19 protein-coding genes and 1 tRNA gene are annotated in these 16,697 nt (G+C 56.8%); 15 read left to right on the top strand and 5 right to left on the bottom strand.

What is annotated here, in order from left to right; genetic code table 11:
* Positions 1-41 precede the first annotated feature (41 nt).
* From murI to hemA, 5 genes are read right to left on the bottom strand one after another with little or no spacing between them, the layout of a single operon-like run.
* A complete protein-coding gene (murI, locus tag LRO94_RS04575) occupies positions 42-836 on the bottom strand; it encodes a glutamate racemase (RefSeq protein WP_179179543.1) in 795 nt (264 codons plus the stop codon).
* Positions 829-1,584 carry a molybdopterin-synthase adenylyltransferase MoeB gene (locus LRO94_RS04570; RefSeq protein ID WP_099601945.1) on the bottom strand — a complete coding sequence of 252 codons (756 nt, stop codon included), beginning with the start codon at positions 1,582-1,584 and terminating at the stop codon, positions 829-831. The genes murI and LRO94_RS04570 overlap by 8 nt, the downstream gene beginning before the upstream one ends.
* Positions 1,578-2,408, bottom strand: a complete 831-nt coding sequence (prmC, locus tag LRO94_RS04565) for a peptide chain release factor N(5)-glutamine methyltransferase (protein ID WP_032886122.1) — start codon at positions 2,406-2,408, stop codon at positions 1,578-1,580. The genes LRO94_RS04570 and prmC overlap by 7 nt, the downstream gene beginning before the upstream one ends.
* On the bottom strand, positions 2,409-3,491 hold the full coding sequence (gene prfA, locus LRO94_RS04560) for a peptide chain release factor 1 (protein ID WP_032886121.1): 1,083 nt from the start codon (positions 3,489-3,491) through the stop codon (positions 2,409-2,411).
* Positions 3,488-4,777, bottom strand: coding sequence for a glutamyl-tRNA reductase (gene hemA / locus LRO94_RS04555; protein ID WP_032886119.1), 1,290 nt, complete (start codon positions 4,775-4,777; stop codon positions 3,488-3,490). The genes prfA and hemA overlap by 4 nt, the downstream gene beginning before the upstream one ends.
* A 182-nt stretch (positions 4,778-4,959) precedes the next feature.
* Here hemA and LRO94_RS04550 point away from each other — a divergent pair, with 182 nt between their 5' ends.
* From LRO94_RS04550 to LRO94_RS04480, 15 genes are all read left to right on the top strand, one after another.
* Positions 4,960-6,684 (top strand): tetratricopeptide repeat protein, encoded by a 1,725-nt coding sequence (locus LRO94_RS04550; RefSeq protein ID WP_032886118.1) that lies wholly within the window; start codon positions 4,960-4,962, stop codon positions 6,682-6,684.
* Between the two features lie 4 nt (positions 6,685-6,688).
* Positions 6,689-7,306 (top strand): lipoprotein insertase outer membrane protein LolB, encoded by a 618-nt coding sequence (gene lolB / locus LRO94_RS04545; RefSeq protein WP_095183772.1) that lies wholly within the window; start codon positions 6,689-6,691, stop codon positions 7,304-7,306.
* Positions 7,307-7,355: 49 nt separating this feature from the next.
* Positions 7,356-8,159 carry a 4-(cytidine 5'-diphospho)-2-C-methyl-D-erythritol kinase gene (gene ispE, locus LRO94_RS04540; protein WP_185168227.1) on the top strand — a complete coding sequence of 268 codons (804 nt, stop codon included), beginning with the start codon at positions 7,356-7,358 and terminating at the stop codon, positions 8,157-8,159.
* Positions 8,160-8,196: 37 nt separating this feature from the next.
* Positions 8,197-8,271: transfer RNA gene (locus tag LRO94_RS04535), tRNA-Gln, on the top strand.
* Positions 8,272-8,317: 46 nt separating this feature from the next.
* Positions 8,318-9,259 (top strand): ribose-phosphate pyrophosphokinase, encoded by a 942-nt coding sequence (locus LRO94_RS04530; RefSeq protein ID WP_003171603.1) that lies wholly within the window; start codon positions 8,318-8,320, stop codon positions 9,257-9,259.
* 138 nt (positions 9,260-9,397) lie between these two features.
* Positions 9,398-10,003, top strand: coding sequence for a 50S ribosomal protein L25/general stress protein Ctc (locus LRO94_RS04525; protein ID WP_032886113.1), 606 nt, complete (start codon positions 9,398-9,400; stop codon positions 10,001-10,003).
* 167 nt (positions 10,004-10,170) lie between these two features.
* A complete protein-coding gene (pth, locus tag LRO94_RS04520) occupies positions 10,171-10,755 on the top strand; it encodes an aminoacyl-tRNA hydrolase (RefSeq protein WP_003171596.1) in 585 nt (194 codons plus the stop codon).
* 22 nt (positions 10,756-10,777) lie between these two features.
* The gene (gene ychF / locus LRO94_RS04515; RefSeq protein WP_032886111.1) at positions 10,778-11,878 is read left to right on the top strand and encodes a redox-regulated ATPase YchF; all 1,101 of its coding nucleotides are present in this window, start codon (positions 10,778-10,780) and stop codon (positions 11,876-11,878) included.
* Positions 11,879-12,181: 303 nt separating this feature from the next.
* Positions 12,182-13,105 (top strand): sigma 54-interacting transcriptional regulator, encoded by a 924-nt coding sequence (locus LRO94_RS04510; RefSeq protein WP_032886110.1) that lies wholly within the window; start codon positions 12,182-12,184, stop codon positions 13,103-13,105.
* Positions 13,106-13,646: 541 nt separating this feature from the next.
* Positions 13,647-14,015: an EscI/YscI/HrpB family type III secretion system inner rod protein gene (locus LRO94_RS04505; RefSeq protein ID WP_081797676.1), complete on the top strand. Its 369-nt coding sequence runs from the start codon at positions 13,647-13,649 to the stop codon at positions 14,013-14,015.
* Positions 14,016-14,020: 5 nt separating this feature from the next.
* Positions 14,021-14,821 carry a type III secretion system inner membrane ring lipoprotein SctJ gene (sctJ, locus tag LRO94_RS04500; protein WP_032886108.1) on the top strand — a complete coding sequence of 267 codons (801 nt, stop codon included), beginning with the start codon at positions 14,021-14,023 and terminating at the stop codon, positions 14,819-14,821.
* Between the two features lie 13 nt (positions 14,822-14,834).
* The gene (locus tag LRO94_RS04495) at positions 14,835-15,383 is read left to right on the top strand and encodes a hypothetical protein (protein ID WP_032886479.1); all 549 of its coding nucleotides are present in this window, start codon (positions 14,835-14,837) and stop codon (positions 15,381-15,383) included.
* Between the two features lie 11 nt (positions 15,384-15,394).
* The gene (gene sctL, locus LRO94_RS04490) at positions 15,395-15,988 is read left to right on the top strand and encodes a type III secretion system stator protein SctL (protein WP_233896946.1); all 594 of its coding nucleotides are present in this window, start codon (positions 15,395-15,397) and stop codon (positions 15,986-15,988) included.
* Positions 15,989-16,072: 84 nt separating this feature from the next.
* Positions 16,073-16,291: a hypothetical protein gene (locus tag LRO94_RS04485; RefSeq protein ID WP_032886104.1), complete on the top strand. Its 219-nt coding sequence runs from the start codon at positions 16,073-16,075 to the stop codon at positions 16,289-16,291.
* Between the two features lie 76 nt (positions 16,292-16,367).
* Positions 16,368-16,685: a type III secretion protein gene (locus LRO94_RS04480; protein ID WP_326490173.1), complete on the top strand. Its 318-nt coding sequence runs from the start codon at positions 16,368-16,370 to the stop codon at positions 16,683-16,685.
* Positions 16,686-16,697: the final 12 nt, after the last annotated feature.

Below are 16,697 nucleotides of genomic sequence, written 5' to 3'. Positions count from 1 at the left end.
GCCAGAAGTTCAGCGTCTAATGGCGATATTTCACGAAATTTTCACGCGCCAAAGCTTCGCACAACTCCGGAATATTTCCACAGTGTCGGTAGGATATTTCTTAGGTGATACACATCACCGCTGGTCCAGAACTGCGCAGGCTCAGGATCACCGTGGGCAAGCAGGTCGCGCTCGCCCAATAAACGCTTGAGCTGGCGAGCCACGGCGGCGCCGGTGTCGATGAGGATGATGCTGGGGGGCAGCATCTGCGCCAGGAGCGGCTTGAGGAAGGGATAGTGGGTGCAACCGAGGATGAGGGTGTCGCAACCGGCGCTTAGCAGCGGCTCGATGTAGCCCTGCAACAACTGACGCAGGGCCGGGCTGTGCAGATCACCGGTTTCAATCAGCTCCACCAGGCCCGGGCACGGCTGGGTGATCACCTGCACATCGGTGGCGAAACGGTCGAGCAACGCGGCGAACTTGGCACTTTGCAGAGTACCGGTGGTGGCCAGCACACCGACCACGCCACTGCGCGTGGCGGCAGCCGCAGGTTTGACGGCGGGTTCCATGCCCACCAGCGGCCAATCGGGATAGTCCTGGCGCAAGTCGGCTACGGCGGCGACGGTCGCGGTATTGCAAGCGATCACGAACGCCTTGGCGCCCCGTTCGCGGAAAAACTCAGCGACCCGCCGTGAACGCTCACGAATAAATTCGGGGGTTTTCTCGCCATAGGGGATATGCCCGCAATCGGCCACGTACAGCAGCGATTCGTGGGGCAACAGTTGCTGAATTTCATCCAGCACCGACAAGCCGCCGACCCCGGAATCGAACACACCGATCGGCGCGTCCTTAATCATGTTGCGTCCCACAGACACTGCATCCGGGATCACGCTTGACCCGCAATTCACGAAAGCGCGTGGTCAAGGCATCAATCAATAACAAGCGGCCCACCAGCGGTTCACCAAAACCGGCAAGCAGCTTCAAGGCTTCCAAGGCTTGCAGGCTACCGACCAGCCCCACCAACGGCCCGACCACCCCCGCTTCGCTGCACGTAAGCTCGGTGTCGCTGCCATGCCCGTATAAACAGTGGTAACACGGGCTTTCAGCGCGACGCGGGTCGAAGACAGACAATTGGCCTTCAAGCCGAATTGCCGCGCCGCTGATCAACGGCTTGGCTGCGACGACGCAGGCGGCGTTGACCGCTTCGCGTGTGGAGAAGTTGTCGCTGCAATCGAGCACCACGTCTACCGCCGCCACTGCGGCCGCCAGGGAGTCGGCGTCCAGCGCGGTGCGATGGGCAACCAACGTGATTTCAGGGTTGATGGCGGTCAGACGGCGCAACGCCGAGTCGACCTTGGTCTGCCCGACGCTGTCGGTGTCATGGATGATCTGGCGTTGCAGGTTGGTCAGGTCGACGGTGTCGAAGTCAGCCAAATGCAGCTCGCCCACGCCCGCTGCGGCCAGATACAGCGCCACCGGCGCGCCCAGGCCACCGAGCCCGACGATCAGAGCACGGCTGTTTTTCAGGCGTAATTGGCCCTCGATGTCGACATGTTGCAACAGAATCTGTCGGCTATAGCGCAACAGCTCCTGATCAGTCAGCACGGGCGACGTCCCAGGGTGATGCGTTCGTGACCACCGAGGTCGAGACGGCTATGCACTTCGTCAAAACCCTGGCTCAGCAATAGATCACGTACGGCCAAGGCCTGATCGTAACCGTGTTCGAGCAGCAGCCAGCCACCCGCATTCAGGTGGGCCGGCGCCTCGTTGATGATCAATCGCAAGTCGTCCAAACCATCGTGGCCGGCAACCAGCGCACTGGCTGGTTCGAAACGTACATCGCCTGCGACCAGATGCGGGTCGTTGTCGGCGATATAAGGCGGATTACTGATGATCAGATCGTAGCTGCGACCTTGCAGTGAGCTGAACCAATGACTGCTCAGCACTGTGGCGTTATTCAGGTGAAGACGCTGGCGGTTGCGTTCGGCCAGGGCCACGGCTTCAAGCACACGGTCGACGGCCGTGACTTGCCAGGCCGGGCGCTCACTGGCCAGGGCCAGGGCGATGGCGCCGCTGCCGGTGCCGAGGTCGAGCACCTTGGCTGGCGTGGCCGGCAGTAATTCCAGGGCCGCCTCCACCAGCAGTTCGGTTTCCGGACGCGGGATCAGCGTGTGAGGCGCGACCTCCAGGTCCAGCTTCCAGAAGCCTTGCTGGCCGAGAATATAAGCGACCGGCTCACCCCCGCGGCGGCGCTGGAGATAGTCGGCAAAGGTCAGAGCGTCTTCGCTGCTGACGATTTTTTCCGGCCAGGTGTGCAGGTAGCTGCGGGATTTGCCCAGGGCAGCCGCCAGCAACAATTCCACGTCCAGGCGCGCAGTGGGCGAGTCTGGCAAATCAGCGGCACGCAGCAGGCTGGCGATGATGGTCATTTATTCACCTATCGCGGCCAGTTGATCGGCCTGGTATTCGGCGAGCAAGGGCTCGATCACCGCATCGACGCCACCGGCGAGAATCTCGTCGAGGGAGTACAGGGTGAGGTTGACCCGGTGGTCGGTGACCCGGCCCTGGGCAAAGTTGTAGGTGCGAATGCGCTCTGAACGGTCGCCCGAACCCACCAGCAACTTGCGCTCACTGGCAATCGCATTGGCGGCGGCGCTGGTTTGCTGGTCGTTGAGTTTGGCCGACAACCAGGACATGGCCCGTGCACGGTTCTTGTGCTGGGAACGCTCTTCCTGGCATTCCACCACGATGCCCGACGGCAAGTGGGTGATGCGGATCGCCGAGTCGGTCTTGTTGACGTGTTGCCCCCCGGCACCCGACGAGCGATAAGTGTCCACGCGCAAGTCCGCGGGGTTGATCTCGATGGCTTCCTGCTCGTCAGGCTCAGGCAGTACGGCCACGGTGCACGCGGAGGTGTGGATACGGCCTTGGGATTCGGTCGCTGGTACACGTTGTACGCGGTGCGCGCCGGATTCGAACTTCAGCTTGCCGTAGACATTTTCGCCTTCAACCCGCGCGATGACTTCTTTATAGCCGCCGTGCTCGCCCTCGTTCTCGGACAGGATCTCCACACGCCAGCCACGTCGCTCGGCATAGCGCGAATACATACGGAAGAGGTCGCCAGAGAAAATCGCCGCCTCGTCACCACCGGTGCCGGCGCGGATTTCGAGGAACACGTTGCGCCCGTCGTTGGGATCCTTGGGCAGCAGCATGCGTTGCAGGTCGCCTTCCAGCGCGATCAGCTTGTCCTTGGCTTCGCGGACTTCTTCGACGGCCATTTCGCGCATGTCCGGGTCGCTGTCCTTGAGCAGCGCCTGGGCGCCTTCAAGGTCGGCTTGGGTCTTCAGCCATTGCCCGTAGGTGCTTACGATCGGCTCAACTTCCGCGTATTCCTTGGAATAGGTACGGAATTTGGTCTGATCGGAGATGACTTCGCCATCGCCGAGCAAGGCGGTCAGTTCTTCGAAACGGTCCTGGAGCACGTCCAGTTTATTGAGCAGTGACGCTTTCATTGCGATTTTTTATCCGAAGAGCTATCTGACGCGCCCTCACCGAGGGCAAAGAGTTCCTGGGCCATGGCCAGCGCATCGAGGCGGCCTTCGGCAGTCAATTTTTTAAGCTGCACGCTGGGGGCGTGGAGTAACTTGTTGGTCAACCCACGGGCCAGTTGCATCAGCACCTCTTCGGCGCTACCGCCGTTGGCCAGCAAACGCTGGGCCTTGAGCAGTTCCTCGTCGCGCAGGCGTTCGCCCTGCTGACGATACGCCTTGAGCACATCCACCGCCGCCAGTTCACGCAGGCGCACCATAAAATCTTCGGCACCGGTGCTGACCATCTCCTCGGCAGCCTGGGCAGCCCCTTGGCGACTCTTGAGATTTTCGGCGACCACTTCGTGCAGATCGTCGACGCTATAGAGGTAAACGTCGTCCAACTCGCCGACTTCGGGCTCGATATCCCGGGGAACGGCGATATCCACCATGAAAATCGGTTTATGCTTGCGCAGCTTCAGCGCACTTTCCACCGCGCCTTTGCCCAGAATCGGCAATTGGCTGGCAGTGGAGCTGATGACGATATCGCTGCGCACCAATTCAGCCGGAATATCCGCCAGCAGCACGGCGTGGGCACCGAATTGTTCGGCGAGGATGCTAGCCCGCTCCAGGGTGCGGTTGGCGACCACGATGCGCTTTACACCCAGGTCATGCAGATGACGGGCGACCAGGGTGATGGTCTCGCCGGCGCCAATCAGCAAGGCCTGGCTGCGCTGCAAGTCGCTGAAAATCTGTTTGGCCAGGCTGACGGCGGCAAATGCCACGGACACCGGGTTTTCGCCGATGGCTGTATCAGTGCGCACTTGCTTGGCGGAATTGAACGTGGCCTGAAACAGCCGACCCAGCAACGGACCAACGGTACCGGCCTCACGCGCCACGGCGTAGGCGGACTTCATCTGGCCCAGAATCTGCGGCTCGCCCAACACCAGCGAATCGAGACCAGCGGCCACACGCATCATGTGACGAACTGCCGCATCCTCTTCGTGCACATAAGCGCATGCGCGCAGGTCGTCGAGGCTCAAATGGTGGTAATCGGCCAGCCAGCGCAGGACGACATCCGCTGAAAGATGTTCCTGCTCTATATAAAGCTCGCTGCGATTGCAGGTCGAAAGGATCGCAGCTTCGCGGCTGTCGGTGAGCCGGCAGAGCTGCTGCAAGGCCTCAACCAACTGCTCTGGCGTAAACGCCACGCGCTCGCGCACGTCTACGGAGGCAGTCTTGTGGTTAATACCGAGTGCGAGGAAGGCCATTCAATATCGCTGATGATGTCGGGAAGCCGACAATTGTCCTACTTCGAAAGATTCAGAACAACCACCGTCGTCTATTGTCCTAATGCCTTGTGTCTATAAAGGCATCAACTGAGACTCGGTTATGTTTGGCCGAAGGCTTGTGTCATGATGATCCGACCGCAGGTTAGTCGTCCTCTTCCTATATGAATAGATCCTCCGCGTTGCTCCTTGCTTTTGTCTTCCTCAGCGGCTGCCAGGCCTTGGCCCCCGTGTCGTCGGACGGTACGCCGCCGGTAGAAGACAGCACCCCCGCCCCTGAAAAGCCCAAGGTTTATTCCTCGTTCAGTGAAGAAACGGTGTTCAGCCTGCTGAGTGCGGAACTGGCTGGCCAGCGCAATCGCTTCGATATTGCGCTGGATAACTATGTGACCCAGGCCATCAACACCCAGGATCCAGGCATCTCCGAACGCGCATTTCGCATCGCCGAGTATCTGGGAGCCGATCAGGCTGCGCTGGATACCTCGCTGATCTGGGCAAAAAACGCACCGGACGATCTGGAGGCGCAACGTGCCGCAGCCATTCAACTGGCGCGGGCCGGGCGCTATGACGACTCCATGGTCTATATGGAGAAAGTCCTGCAAGGCAAGGGTGATACCCATTTCGACTTCCTCGCGCTGTCGGCTGCCGACACCGACCAGGACACGCGCAATGGCCTGATGAAGAGTTTCGACCGCCTGCTTCAAAAGCATCCCAAGAACAGCCAACTGATTTTCGGCAAGGCCCTGTTGCTGCAACAGGACGACGAGCCTGACGCCGCGCTGAAGCTGCTGGAACAGAACCCGCCGGACGATGGCGAGATTGCGCCGATCCTGCTGCGTGCACGCCTGCTGCAAAATCTCAATCGCGGCAAGGAAGCCATTCCGCTGCTGGAAAAAAGCATCAAGAAGTACCCGGACGACAAACGCCTGCGATTGACCTATGCGCGCATGCTGGTTGAGCAGGACCGTATGGAGGACGCCAAAGTGCAGTTCGCCAATCTGGTCCAGCAATACCCGGACGACGATGAGCTGCGTTACTCACTGGCGCTGGTATGCCTGGAGGCCAAGGCCTGGGATGAGGCCAAGGGCTATCTGGAAGAACTGATCGAGCGTGAAAGCCATGTGGACTCCGCACACTTGAACCTGGGCCGTATCGCGGAAGAACGCAACGACCCACAAGCTGCCCTGCTCGAATACGCTCAGGTTGGCCCCGGCAACGACTACCTGCCCGCCCAGTTGCGCCAGGCCGACATCCTGATGAGTAACGGGCGCACTGATGAGGCGGAAAAACGCCTGACCGCGGCCCGCGATGCCGAGCCGGACTACGCGATCCAGCTGTACCTGATCCAGGCCGAGACCTTGTCGGCCAACAATCAGGGCGAGCGCGCCTGGAAACTGCTGCAACAAGCCTTGTTGCAATTCCCCGACGATTTGAACCTGCTGTACACCCGTGCCATGCAGGCGGAAAAACGCAATGACCTGGCGCAGATGGAAAAAGACCTGCGCCTGATCATCAAGCGCGACCCCGACAACGCCATGGCTCTCAACGCCCTGGGCTACACCTTGTCTGACCGCACCACGCGCTACGACGAAGCCAAGGTGCTGATCGAACAAGCGCACCAACTCAACCCGGAAGACCCGGCCGTACTCGACAGCCTGGGCTGGGTGAATTATCGCTTGGGCAACCTGGATGAGGCCGAACGCTTGCTGCGCCAAGCGCTGGAGCGCTTCCCCGATCAGGAAGTCGCGGCACACCTGGGTGAAGTGCTGTGGGCCAATGGCAAGCAGCGCGAAGCACGTCAAATCTGGGAAAAATTCCTCAAGGAACAACCCGAAAGCCCCATCCTGCGCGGCACCATCAAGCGCCTGACCGGATCCGAGACCCTTTAAGCTTATGTTCTTGCGCCACGTTGTAGTGTTCAGTCTTATTGCCCTGCTCGCCGGTTGCGCGGGTGTAGGCACCCGTGAATCCGTTGAAGGCCAGGGCAACCCGGCGCAATGGAAACAGCATAAGGATCAGCTCAGCAGCATCGATGGCTGGCAGATCGAAGGCAAAGTCGGCGTTCGCGCCCCCAAGGACTCGGGCAGCGGCACGTTGTTCTGGCTGCAGCGCCAGGACTACTATGACATTCGTTTGTCGGGCCCGCTGGGCCGTGGTGCCGCTCGCCTGACGGGTCGCCCGGGTCAGGTCAGCCTCGAAGTGGCCAACCAAGGTCGCTATGAGGCGACTTCGCCGGAAGCGCTGCTTGAAGAACAGATTGGCTGGAAGCTGCCCGTATCGCACCTTGTGTGGTGGGTGCGTGGCTTGCCCGCGCCCGATAGCAAGAGTCGACTGAGCCTTAATGGCGACAGCCGCCTCGCCTCGCTGGAGCAGGATGGCTGGCAGGTCGAATACCTCAGCTATACCGAACAGGGCGGTTACTGGCTGCCGGAGCGTATCAAGCTGCATGGCACTGACCTTGACGTCACGCTGGTGATCAAGGACTGGCAACCGCGCAAGCTGGGGCAATAACGTGACTGTAGAAAAACTGACTCTGCCCTCCCCCGCAAAACTCAATCTGATGCTGCACATTCTCGGTCGTCGTGAAGACGGCTATCACGAGTTGCAGACGCTTTTCCAATTTCTCGACTACGGCGATGAACTCACCTTCGCCGTACGCGACGACGGCGTGATTCAACTGCACACCGAATTCGAAGGCGTGCCCCACGACAGCAACCTCATCGTGAGGGCAGCAAAAAAACTTCAGGAACAATCCGGTTGTTCGTTGGGCATCGATATCTGGATCGATAAAATTTTGCCCATGGGCGGCGGAATCGGTGGTGGCAGCTCAAATGCCGCGACGACATTGCTGGGCTTGAATCACTTATGGCAACTCGGTTGGGACCATGATCGCTTAGCAGCGCTGGGCCTTACGCTGGGGGCCGACGTCCCGGTTTTCGTGCACGGACACGCCGCTTTTGCTGAGGGTGTAGGGGAGAAACTCACCCCGGAATACCCGGAAGAGCCGTGGTATGTCGTGCTTGTGCCGCAAGTATCTGTAAGTACAGCAGAAATTTTTTCAGATCCGTTGTTGACACGTAACTCTTCTCCCATTAAAGTGCGCCCCGTTCCCAAGGGAAACAGTCGAAATGACTGCTTACCGGTTGTAGCAAGGCGTTATCCAGAGGTACGTAACGCTTTGAATTTGTTAGGTAAATTTACCGAAGCAAAATTAACCGGAACTGGAAGTTGTGTGTTTGGGGGCTTCCCAAACAAAGCTGAAGCTGATAAAGTCTCGGCCCTTCTTACAGAGACCCTTACAGGGTTTGTAGCAAAGGGAAGCAACGTTTCGATGTTGCATCGCAAGCTGCAAAGTCTGCTCTAAAAGGAACCGAGTACTGGGTACTCGTTGCAACAGATACAGGGGCGTCGCCAAGCGGTAAGGCAGCAGGTTTTGATCCTGCCATGCGTTGGTTCGAATCCAGCCGCCCCTGCCATTTTCTAATACTCATCCAGGTTACCCTCAGCCTCTAGGTACTGCGCGTGTCCAAGATGATGGTCTTTACGGGGAACGCCAACCCCGATCTGGCTCGACGTGTCGTACGTCAGCTGCATATCCCTCTCGGTGACATCTCTGTCGGTAAATTTTCCGACGGCGAAATTACAGCCGAGATCAATGAAAACGTCCGCGGTAAAGACGTATTCATTATTCAGCCGACCTGCGCTCCGACCAACGATAACCTGATGGAACTCGTCGTGATGGCTGATGCCTTCCGCCGCTCCTCAGCGACTCGAATCACAGCTGTAATCCCTTATTTTGGTTATGCCCGTCAGGATCGTCGTCCGCGTTCCGCACGTGTGGCTATCAGTGCGAAAGTCGTTGCTGACATGCTCACCGTGGTAGGTATCGATCGTGTTCTTACGGTTGACCTGCACGCTGACCAAATCCAGGGGTTCTTCGATATTCCAGTAGATAACATCTACGGCTCGCCAGTACTGGTGGACGATATCGAAGACCAGCGCTTTGAAAACCTGATGATCGTGTCCCCGGACATTGGTGGCGTCGTGCGTGCACGGGCTGTTGCCAAATCCCTGGGCGTTGATCTCGGGATCATCGACAAACGCCGCGAGAAAGCCAATCACTCTGAAGTGATGCATATCATCGGTGATGTCGAAGGGCGTACCTGTATTCTGGTTGATGACATGGTCGACACCGCCGGCACCCTGTGCCACGCGGCGAAAGCCTTGAAAGAGCACGGTGCTGCAAAAGTGTTCGCCTACTGCACACACCCTGTGCTGTCGGGCCGCGCGATCGAGAACATCGAGAACTCTGTGCTGGACGAACTGGTGGTGACTAACACCATCCCGTTGTCCGCTGCTGCACAAGCCTGTGCGCGTATCCGTCAACTGGATATCGCACCGGTAGTTGCCGAAGCGGTTCGCCGCATCAGCAATGAAGAATCGATCAGCGCGATGTTCCGCTAAGGGTCAAACCTTCGGATCACCTCACTGACGAAAAGCGCCCCGCCCCAGCATTCTGCTGGGGCGGGGCTTTTTTGCCCATATCGCCTTTAGCGCTGGTCGCAAACGCTGGGGCGAATGTGGTTATTTTGGAGATACAACATGAACGATTTTACTCTGAATGCTGAAGTGCGTTCCGACCTGGGGAAAGGTGCGAGCCGCCGCCTGCGTCGTCTCGCAAGCCTGGTTCCAGCTGTAGTTTACGGTGGCGAAAAAGCCCCTGAATCCATCAGCATGCTGGCTAAAGAAGTTGCCAAACTGCTCGAAAACGATGCTGCCTACAGCCACGTTATCGAACTGAACGTTGGCGGCAAAAAGCAAAACGTCATCATCAAAGCTCTGCAACGTCACCCATCCAAGGGTCACGTCCTGCACGCTGACTTCGTACGTGTCGTAGCCGGCCAGAAACTGACCGCTATCGTGCCTGTGCACTTTGTTGGTGAAGAAGCTCCGGTCAAGAAAGGTGGCGTTGTTTCCCACACCACTACCGAGCTGGAAGTAAGCTGCCTGCCGAAAGATCTGCCTGAGTTCATCGAAGTCGACCTGTCGGCTGCTGAAATCGGCACCATCATTCACCTGTCCGACCTCAAGGCCCCTAAAGGCGTTGAGTTCGTTGCACTGGCTCACAACGACGACAAGGCTGTTGCCAACGTCCACGCGCCACGTGTTGTAGCAGAAGATGAAGCAGGCGAAACCGCTGCAGAGTAATGCTCTCTGCGGCATCGGAGCTTGAGGAAACATCGCGGACCGAAACGTAGCGAGAAAGCGGGCGATAACGCGAAGTTTATCTCTGGATAAGTGAGCTCCTGTCGTCCACTTTCGCCGCACTCCGGTCAGGCGATGTTATCCACAACTCCAAAGGAAGGGCCCCTGTCGTGACTGCCATTAAACTGATCGTTGGCCTGGGAAATCCAGGCGCCGAATACGAACAGACCCGGCATAACGCGGGGGCCCTTTTTGTTGAGCGTATCGCCCATGCCCAAGGTGTAAACCTGGCGGCCGATCGCAAATATTTTGGCCTGACCGGGCGCTTTTCGCACCAGGGTCAGGATGTTCGTCTGCTGATTCCCACCACCTACATGAACCGCAGCGGCCAAGCTGTTGCGGCGCTTGCGGGCTTCTTTCGAATCAAACCCGAAGAAATCCTGGTGGCCCATGACGAACTGGATCTGCCACCCGGCGTAGCCAAGCTCAAGCTTGGCGGCGGGCACGGCGGGCACAACGGCCTGCGCGACATCATCGCGCAGTTGGGTAATCAGAATAATTTTTACCGTCTGCGGCTCGGCATTGGCCACCCAGGCGTTGCGAGTATGGTTTCAAATTTCGTCCTGGGTCGTGCGCCACGCGCCGAACAGGAAAAACTCGATGCCAGCATCGACTTTGCCCTCGGCGTGCTGCCGGATATCTTCGCCGGTGAATGGAACCGCGCGATGAAAAACCTGCACAGCCAGAAGGCCTGACTTTTTTCCGAGGGGAAACACCATGGGATTCAATTGCGGCATCGTCGGCCTGCCCAACGTCGGCAAATCCACCTTGTTCAACGCTTTGACCAAGTCCGGTATTGCGGCGGAGAACTTCCCCTTCTGCACCATCGAGCCTAACAGCGGTATCGTCCCGATGCCGGATACACGCCTGGACGCTCTGGCAGCGATCGTCAATCCGAAGCGTGTACTGCCGACCACCATGGAGTTCGTCGACATCGCAGGCCTGGTAGCCGGCGCATCGAAAGGTGAAGGCCTGGGCAACAAGTTCCTGGCCAACATCCGCGAAACCGATGCCATCGCCCACGTGGTCCGCTGCTTTGAAGACGAGAACGTGATTCACGTCTCCAATAGCGTCGACCCGAAACGCGACATCGAGATCATTGACTTGGAATTGATCTTCGCTGACCTCGACAGCTGCGAGAAGCAACTGCAGAAAGTGGCGCGCAACGCCAAGGGAGGCGACAAAGACGCCGTGGTCCAGAAAGGCCTGTTGGAACAGTTGATCGCGCACTTCACCGAGGGCAAGCCGGCACGCAGCCTGATGAAAAGCATGGGCACTGACGAGAAGGCCGTGATCAAGGGCTTCCACCTGCTGACCACCAAGCCAGTGATGTACATCGCCAACGTGGCTGAAGACGGTTTCGAGAACAACCCGTTGCTCGACGTGGTCAAGGCCATCGCCGACGAAGAAGGCGCCATCGTGGTGCCGGTTTGCAACAAGATCGAAGCGGAAATCGCCGAGCTTGATGACGGCGAAGAAAAAGACATGTTCCTCGAGGCCCTGGGCCTGGAAGAACCAGGTCTGAACCGCGTGATCCGCGCCGGCTACGAAATGCTCAACCTGCAGACTTACTTCACCGCTGGTGTCGAAGAAGTCCGCGCTTGGACCGTCAAGGTCGGCGCCACCGCGCCACAAGCTGCTGGCGTGATCCACACCGACTTTGAAAAAGGCTTTATCCGCGCAGAAGTGATCGCCTACAACGACTTCATCCAATTCAAAGGTGAAGCCGGTGCCAAGGAAGCCGGTAAGTGGCGCCTGGAAGGTAAGGAATATATCGTCAAGGATGGCGACGTGATGCACTTCCGCTTTAACGTGTAAGCAGCCGCCGCAAATAAAAAAGCCGATGCAATGCATCGGCTTTTTTGTGGGCGACGATTAAAACTCAGACAAAGAAAACACCCACACTCAATTATCAGATTCCCCCTACTCACTTCCCAGGCTTATAGATACAACAACACTCAAACAACTAAATAGCTATAACCAACGATGTTTTCCTACACCATTGCAGTACATACCCGCTTTAAGCGCACATCATAATCCTTATACGCTTCACTTTAGCGATCGGCGTCTGGATAACGCCGTTAAACAGTGAAACACTCGCAACAATGGAGCGCCCAGTTAATGCCGGCCCACTCTAATGGGGAAAATGAATCGACCATCTTACTTAATGATGGCCCGGATATTGAAAACACACTTAACAGTACGGCATCCCTCAACATTGACATTTTACTACTGGGGGAAACCGGTACTGGCAAAGATACATTGGCACAACGGGTTCATCGCTTATCGGGACGACGGGGTAATTTTGTTGCCGTGAACTGCGCAGCTATTCCTGAAAGCCTCGCAGAAAGCCAATTGTTCGGAGTCAACAGCGGTGCTTATACCGGGGCAATGCAATCACGGGCCGGATTTGTCGAAGCCGCCCATCTAGGTACCCTGTACCTCGACGAAATCGACAGCATGCCATTGAGCTTGCAAGCCAAACTGCTACGAGTGCTGGAGTCGCGTGGGGTGGAGCGCTTGGGCTCAACCCGTTTTATCCCGGTGGACATGCGTGTCATTGCGTCCGCACAGCATTCGCTTTATCAGATGGTCGAGCACGGCACTTTCAGGCGTGACCTGTACTTTCGCCTGAATGTCGTCAACATCCAGCTCCCGCCGCTGCGCGATAGGCGAGAACGCATCATCCCGCTGTTTCTGGAAATGATCCAACAAGAAGCTGCCCAGTTCAAATGCAATGCCCCGCCACCGCCTGGTGGGCTGTTGCAACAGCTGCTGTGCCACCCCTGGCTAGGCAATGTTCGTGAACTACGCTCGACGGCCAAAAGATTCGTGCTGGGCCTGCCACCGCTTTCGACGTCGTCGAGCCAGTTGCAGGATAACCAAATGAACCTTAAGGCACGCCTGCAGCACATTGAAAGGGCATTGATTGAAGAGTCCTTGTGCCGCCATCTCTACTGCGTGGATACCGTGGCGATTGAGTTGGGTATTGCGAAGCGCACGCTGTACTACAGGATGAAACAATTGGACATCTCATTGGCTTGAGGACACAGAGCTCATTAAAGACTCAGTAAGGGGGCCATGCTTCTACCCTCAGCACTCCAATCATCCAGAAATATCTAGCCATAGACATATCAGGAACGCTTTAGCGTTGCGAGCCACATATTCAAAGCCTGGTTCAAGTTACAAAAAGTTCCAGACATCAGGGCTTGGCTCACGACACGTGAATCAACGTTCAAAATATCCAAATCGGAGTCTTATTATGAATGGTATATCCGGTAGCAGTTCATACGGTGGATACGCATACGGCAACAGCATGATGTCCAGTGAACTCGATGGAGTACAGAGTGGCAGTGGTTCCCGTTCCGCTTCTGAACGCGCAGAGGAAGTCGCCGAGCTTACGTTCCAAGAAAGTTTGAAATCAAAGATGATTTCGGGCTTGTACGCCGCGGCTAAAGAAATTCGCTCGTAACATGATTACCTCCCTGGCTCATTAGCCGGGGAGGTTGTCATATGAGTCGATGTAATAAATGCGGCATCAGCCATTATCAAGAACCTGCTTCAGACACCTCACCGCAGGCCCTATATGCAGATAGAAGCATTTGACTTTTCAACGCCAAACAAACTTCACAGCAACACGGGCGTCACTCGGGAACCTTCGGCTTCTAGTACGGATGTTGGTTTCTTCACCTCAATGCTCGAAGGGTCGATATCAAACACGCCTGCCTCCGCCAACCATACTGTATTGGACATGCTGACAGAGCCATCAAAACATATCGTAGATGCCAAAGATCGCCTTGCACGCGCGTTGAAATCATCAAGTAAAGGGATGGACGCTGACAAGCTCAGAGAGTATCCGCAGGAACTTTCTAATGTAGCGCTAACGACCCAACTTTTAGTAAAGAGCCTTGGCAAGACAAGCCAATGCATCGACAAAATCTGTAACCTGCAATAGTGAACATGACTAAATACCTGCCTGCCGCCCTACTTCTGACTTTTGCATTCATGCTAAACGGTTGCAGCGACCGCGTTGAACTTCATCGACAGCTTTCTGAGCAAGAAGCCAATGAAGTGGTAGCGGAATTGGCAGACAAACATATTCGCGCCCAAAAAATCCCGTCCAAAGACGGTGTCGTCGTGGCGGTTAACACCGCCGATATCGGGCGTGCCGTACGTACATTGGAAGCCGCAGGATTACCTAGAGTGGCACGAACCACGCTGGGCGATACCTTTCGCAAGGAAGGGGTTATTTCCACTCCACTGGAAGAACGAGCACGCTATATCTACGCCTTATCCCAGGAGCTTGAAGCCACCTTATCCAACATTGACGGGGTAATTATTGCCCGGGTGCACGTGGTATTGCCCGAACGCATCGCACCGGGAGAACCAGTCCAGCCCGCTTCAGCGTCAGTATTCATTAAGCATGACCCACGGCTGGATCCCGATAATATTCGCGCGCGCGTTCGCAGGATGGTGGCGAGCAGCATTCCAGGCATGACCACTGCAGTGGATAACCTGCAAAAACTCAGCGTGATCTTTGTACCTGCCACCACCTACCAGGAGCAGCAGCGGCTGGTGTATTTCGGCCCTTTCCTGGTGCCAAGCGATGATCTTGGGTTTTGGCGAGGCAGTGTTATCGCGGTACTGCTTGGCGTGGCGTCCTCCTTGGTTGCCGGGCTATTCCTGTTCAGCCGCCGCCAACATCCTCCGCAAGAGCCGCGCATAGCCCACGAACAGGATGGCACCTCTCATGACACCTGAGCTGGATCACTCCATGAGTGAACATCTGGCCTGGGCTCAATGGTGGGCGTTCCCTTGGAGGCACGCCCACGAGGACTGGAGGGGCGACAAGTACCCCGCAATTAAAGTGCTTTATCGCAACAGGCGGTCCGCGCCGGACGACCTCACTGGCATTGTTGCGTGCTTGCCTCCTGCCCCTCACCCGACGGTACTTCGCTTGGCCCTTGCTTCAACTGAACAACTCAACCTGGCGCTGACACTGGTTCACGACACGTTCAATCCTGAAGCGGCGACGCCGTTGAGCGAGAGTCAGCACCTGTGGTGCATGCGTTTATCCAAGGCGCTGCCCCCTACCATGCTGTCGCACGATGCTGATCCATTGCAATTGCTCTCCAGCTGGGTAGAGCCCGATACCTGGCGGCGCCTTCGACTGAGATTCCCCCGTAACCGCGTACAGGCGGTTGAGAAAAGTACCGTCTCACTCGAAAACGCAAGCAGTCGACTGAACACGCTATGGCAAGCCGTAGTCTGGCGCGTGACGACACTGGCAAACGCCCCCCTGTCACCTGACCCGAACGCGTAAGGAAAACAGCGATGTTATGCCGACACACCATTGAGTTGCTCAAGGATGCTTCGGAATTGCCACGTTGCCTGATCCCCCGGGAAGAGCTTGCAAACTGGGCACACGCCAACCAACTCATCAGTCGCGCCAAGGCACAGGCCGATGAACTGGTAATCCAGGCAGAGAAGCGATGCGAAATGCTGCTGGAAAAGGCGTCCCTGGATATCTGGCAACGCGCAGACGCCCAACTCAAGCGCTGGGAGCGTGACCGTCAAGCGATGTGTGACAACCTGGAGGTGTATGCAACATCAATCACCAACCAGGCGATTCGCCGCCTGCTTGACGACACGGTGCCCCCCGAGCGGCTGGCCGCCCTTCTGAGGCAACTACTGGCAAACCAGATTCATGAGATCAACGCCTCACTGCTCTGTCACCCACAGGACATTGAGGAGATAAAACAGTGTCTCGCCAATCAACAGGCAACACTCTGGAAGCTTCAGCCCGACGAAACAATCCCTGCGCAGACCCTTGTATTGAAAACCGATGAGGGTGATTTCCGTATTAGCTGGCACTCGATGCTCGATGCTTTTTTCAATCACGCAAAGGAATACCGGATAGACATTTAATTGCATCCGCCTGGCGTCCTGCACAACGCTACTTAACAACAATTGATCCACCCATGCACGTCCACCCAAGACAAAGGAACGCCCATGAGTCTTTCCAACAATCTTTCACAAGAACTTTCAAGAAGCAGCAGTATTGCCCACAAGCTGTATAAGCAGAGTTCAAGCAACGGCTCTAAAGATGGGGCTGACGCTGAATTATTCTATGAACTTGCCGTCAAGAACACCCTTTCCCAAATGGCGTATCTGGAACATAACCGCGTTTCGCATATGTTGCTCAAAAGTACTTTTGAGAGTTTCCAATAACATGCAATCGCTAGTTCGTGATTGGTTAAGTGGCTGTAGAGAACAACTCAGTTTGTTTGAGGGTGATGACCAAATCATGCTGAAACGTCAGGGAGACGCGTTGTTACTTAGCGCTCAACTGACCTCAATCCGCGCAGACACCACCACCTTGCAGCACTGGATGCGCCTGGGCGCGGCCAGCCTGAATCATTTCCATGGCGCACTGGCTCAAAAAGCTGACAGCGGCGCTTTATGGCTGATTCAGAAACTGCCAGGTGGGCAGGGAGAGGCTTACGTGCTCGGTTGCCTTGAGGCCCTGCTGAACCAACGCGACACCTGGCGCGCCACAGTCGCGCGCTTTGCTCGCCCGACTCAAAACCTCAAACCCACCTCGCTACGCTCACTGTCGTACTAACCCGAGAACCGA

It is taken from the genome of Pseudomonas sivasensis (genome assembly GCF_021391435.1).
GTDB lineage: Bacteria > Pseudomonadota > Gammaproteobacteria > Pseudomonadales > Pseudomonadaceae > Aquipseudomonas > Aquipseudomonas sivasensis.
This window is presented reverse-complemented; position numbering and strand designations above follow the sequence as displayed.

Bases quoted from the DNA above. Each gene is read 5' to 3' on its own strand.
- murI (WP_179179543.1), bottom strand. From the start codon at position 836: ATGATTAAGGACGCGCCGATCGGTGTGTTCGATTCCGGGGTCGGCGGC.
- prmC (WP_032886122.1), bottom strand. From the start codon at position 2,408: ATGACCATCATCGCCAGCCTGCTGCGTGCCGCTGATTTGCCAGACTCG.
- prfA (WP_032886121.1), bottom strand. From the start codon at position 3,491: ATGAAAGCGTCACTGCTCAATAAACTGGACGTGCTCCAGGACCGTTTC.
- hemA (WP_032886119.1), bottom strand. From the start codon at position 4,777: ATGGCCTTCCTCGCACTCGGTATTAACCACAAGACTGCCTCCGTAGAC.
- LRO94_RS04550 (WP_032886118.1), top strand. From the start codon at position 4,960: ATGAATAGATCCTCCGCGTTGCTCCTTGCTTTTGTCTTCCTCAGCGGC.
- lolB (WP_095183772.1), top strand. From the start codon at position 6,689: ATGTTCTTGCGCCACGTTGTAGTGTTCAGTCTTATTGCCCTGCTCGCC.
- ispE (WP_185168227.1), top strand. From the start codon at position 7,356: ATGCTGCACATTCTCGGTCGTCGTGAAGACGGCTATCACGAGTTGCAG.
- LRO94_RS04525 (WP_032886113.1), top strand. From the start codon at position 9,398: ATGAACGATTTTACTCTGAATGCTGAAGTGCGTTCCGACCTGGGGAAA.
- ychF (WP_032886111.1), top strand. From the start codon at position 10,778: ATGGGATTCAATTGCGGCATCGTCGGCCTGCCCAACGTCGGCAAATCC.
- LRO94_RS04510 (WP_032886110.1), top strand. From the start codon at position 12,182: ATGCCGGCCCACTCTAATGGGGAAAATGAATCGACCATCTTACTTAAT.
- LRO94_RS04505 (WP_081797676.1), top strand. From the start codon at position 13,647: ATGCAGATAGAAGCATTTGACTTTTCAACGCCAAACAAACTTCACAGC.
- sctJ (WP_032886108.1), top strand. From the start codon at position 14,021: ATGACTAAATACCTGCCTGCCGCCCTACTTCTGACTTTTGCATTCATG.
- LRO94_RS04495 (WP_032886479.1), top strand. From the start codon at position 14,835: ATGAGTGAACATCTGGCCTGGGCTCAATGGTGGGCGTTCCCTTGGAGG.
- sctL (WP_233896946.1), top strand. From the start codon at position 15,395: ATGTTATGCCGACACACCATTGAGTTGCTCAAGGATGCTTCGGAATTG.
- LRO94_RS04485 (WP_032886104.1), top strand. From the start codon at position 16,073: ATGAGTCTTTCCAACAATCTTTCACAAGAACTTTCAAGAAGCAGCAGT.
- LRO94_RS04480 (WP_326490173.1), top strand. From the start codon at position 16,368: ATGCTGAAACGTCAGGGAGACGCGTTGTTACTTAGCGCTCAACTGACC.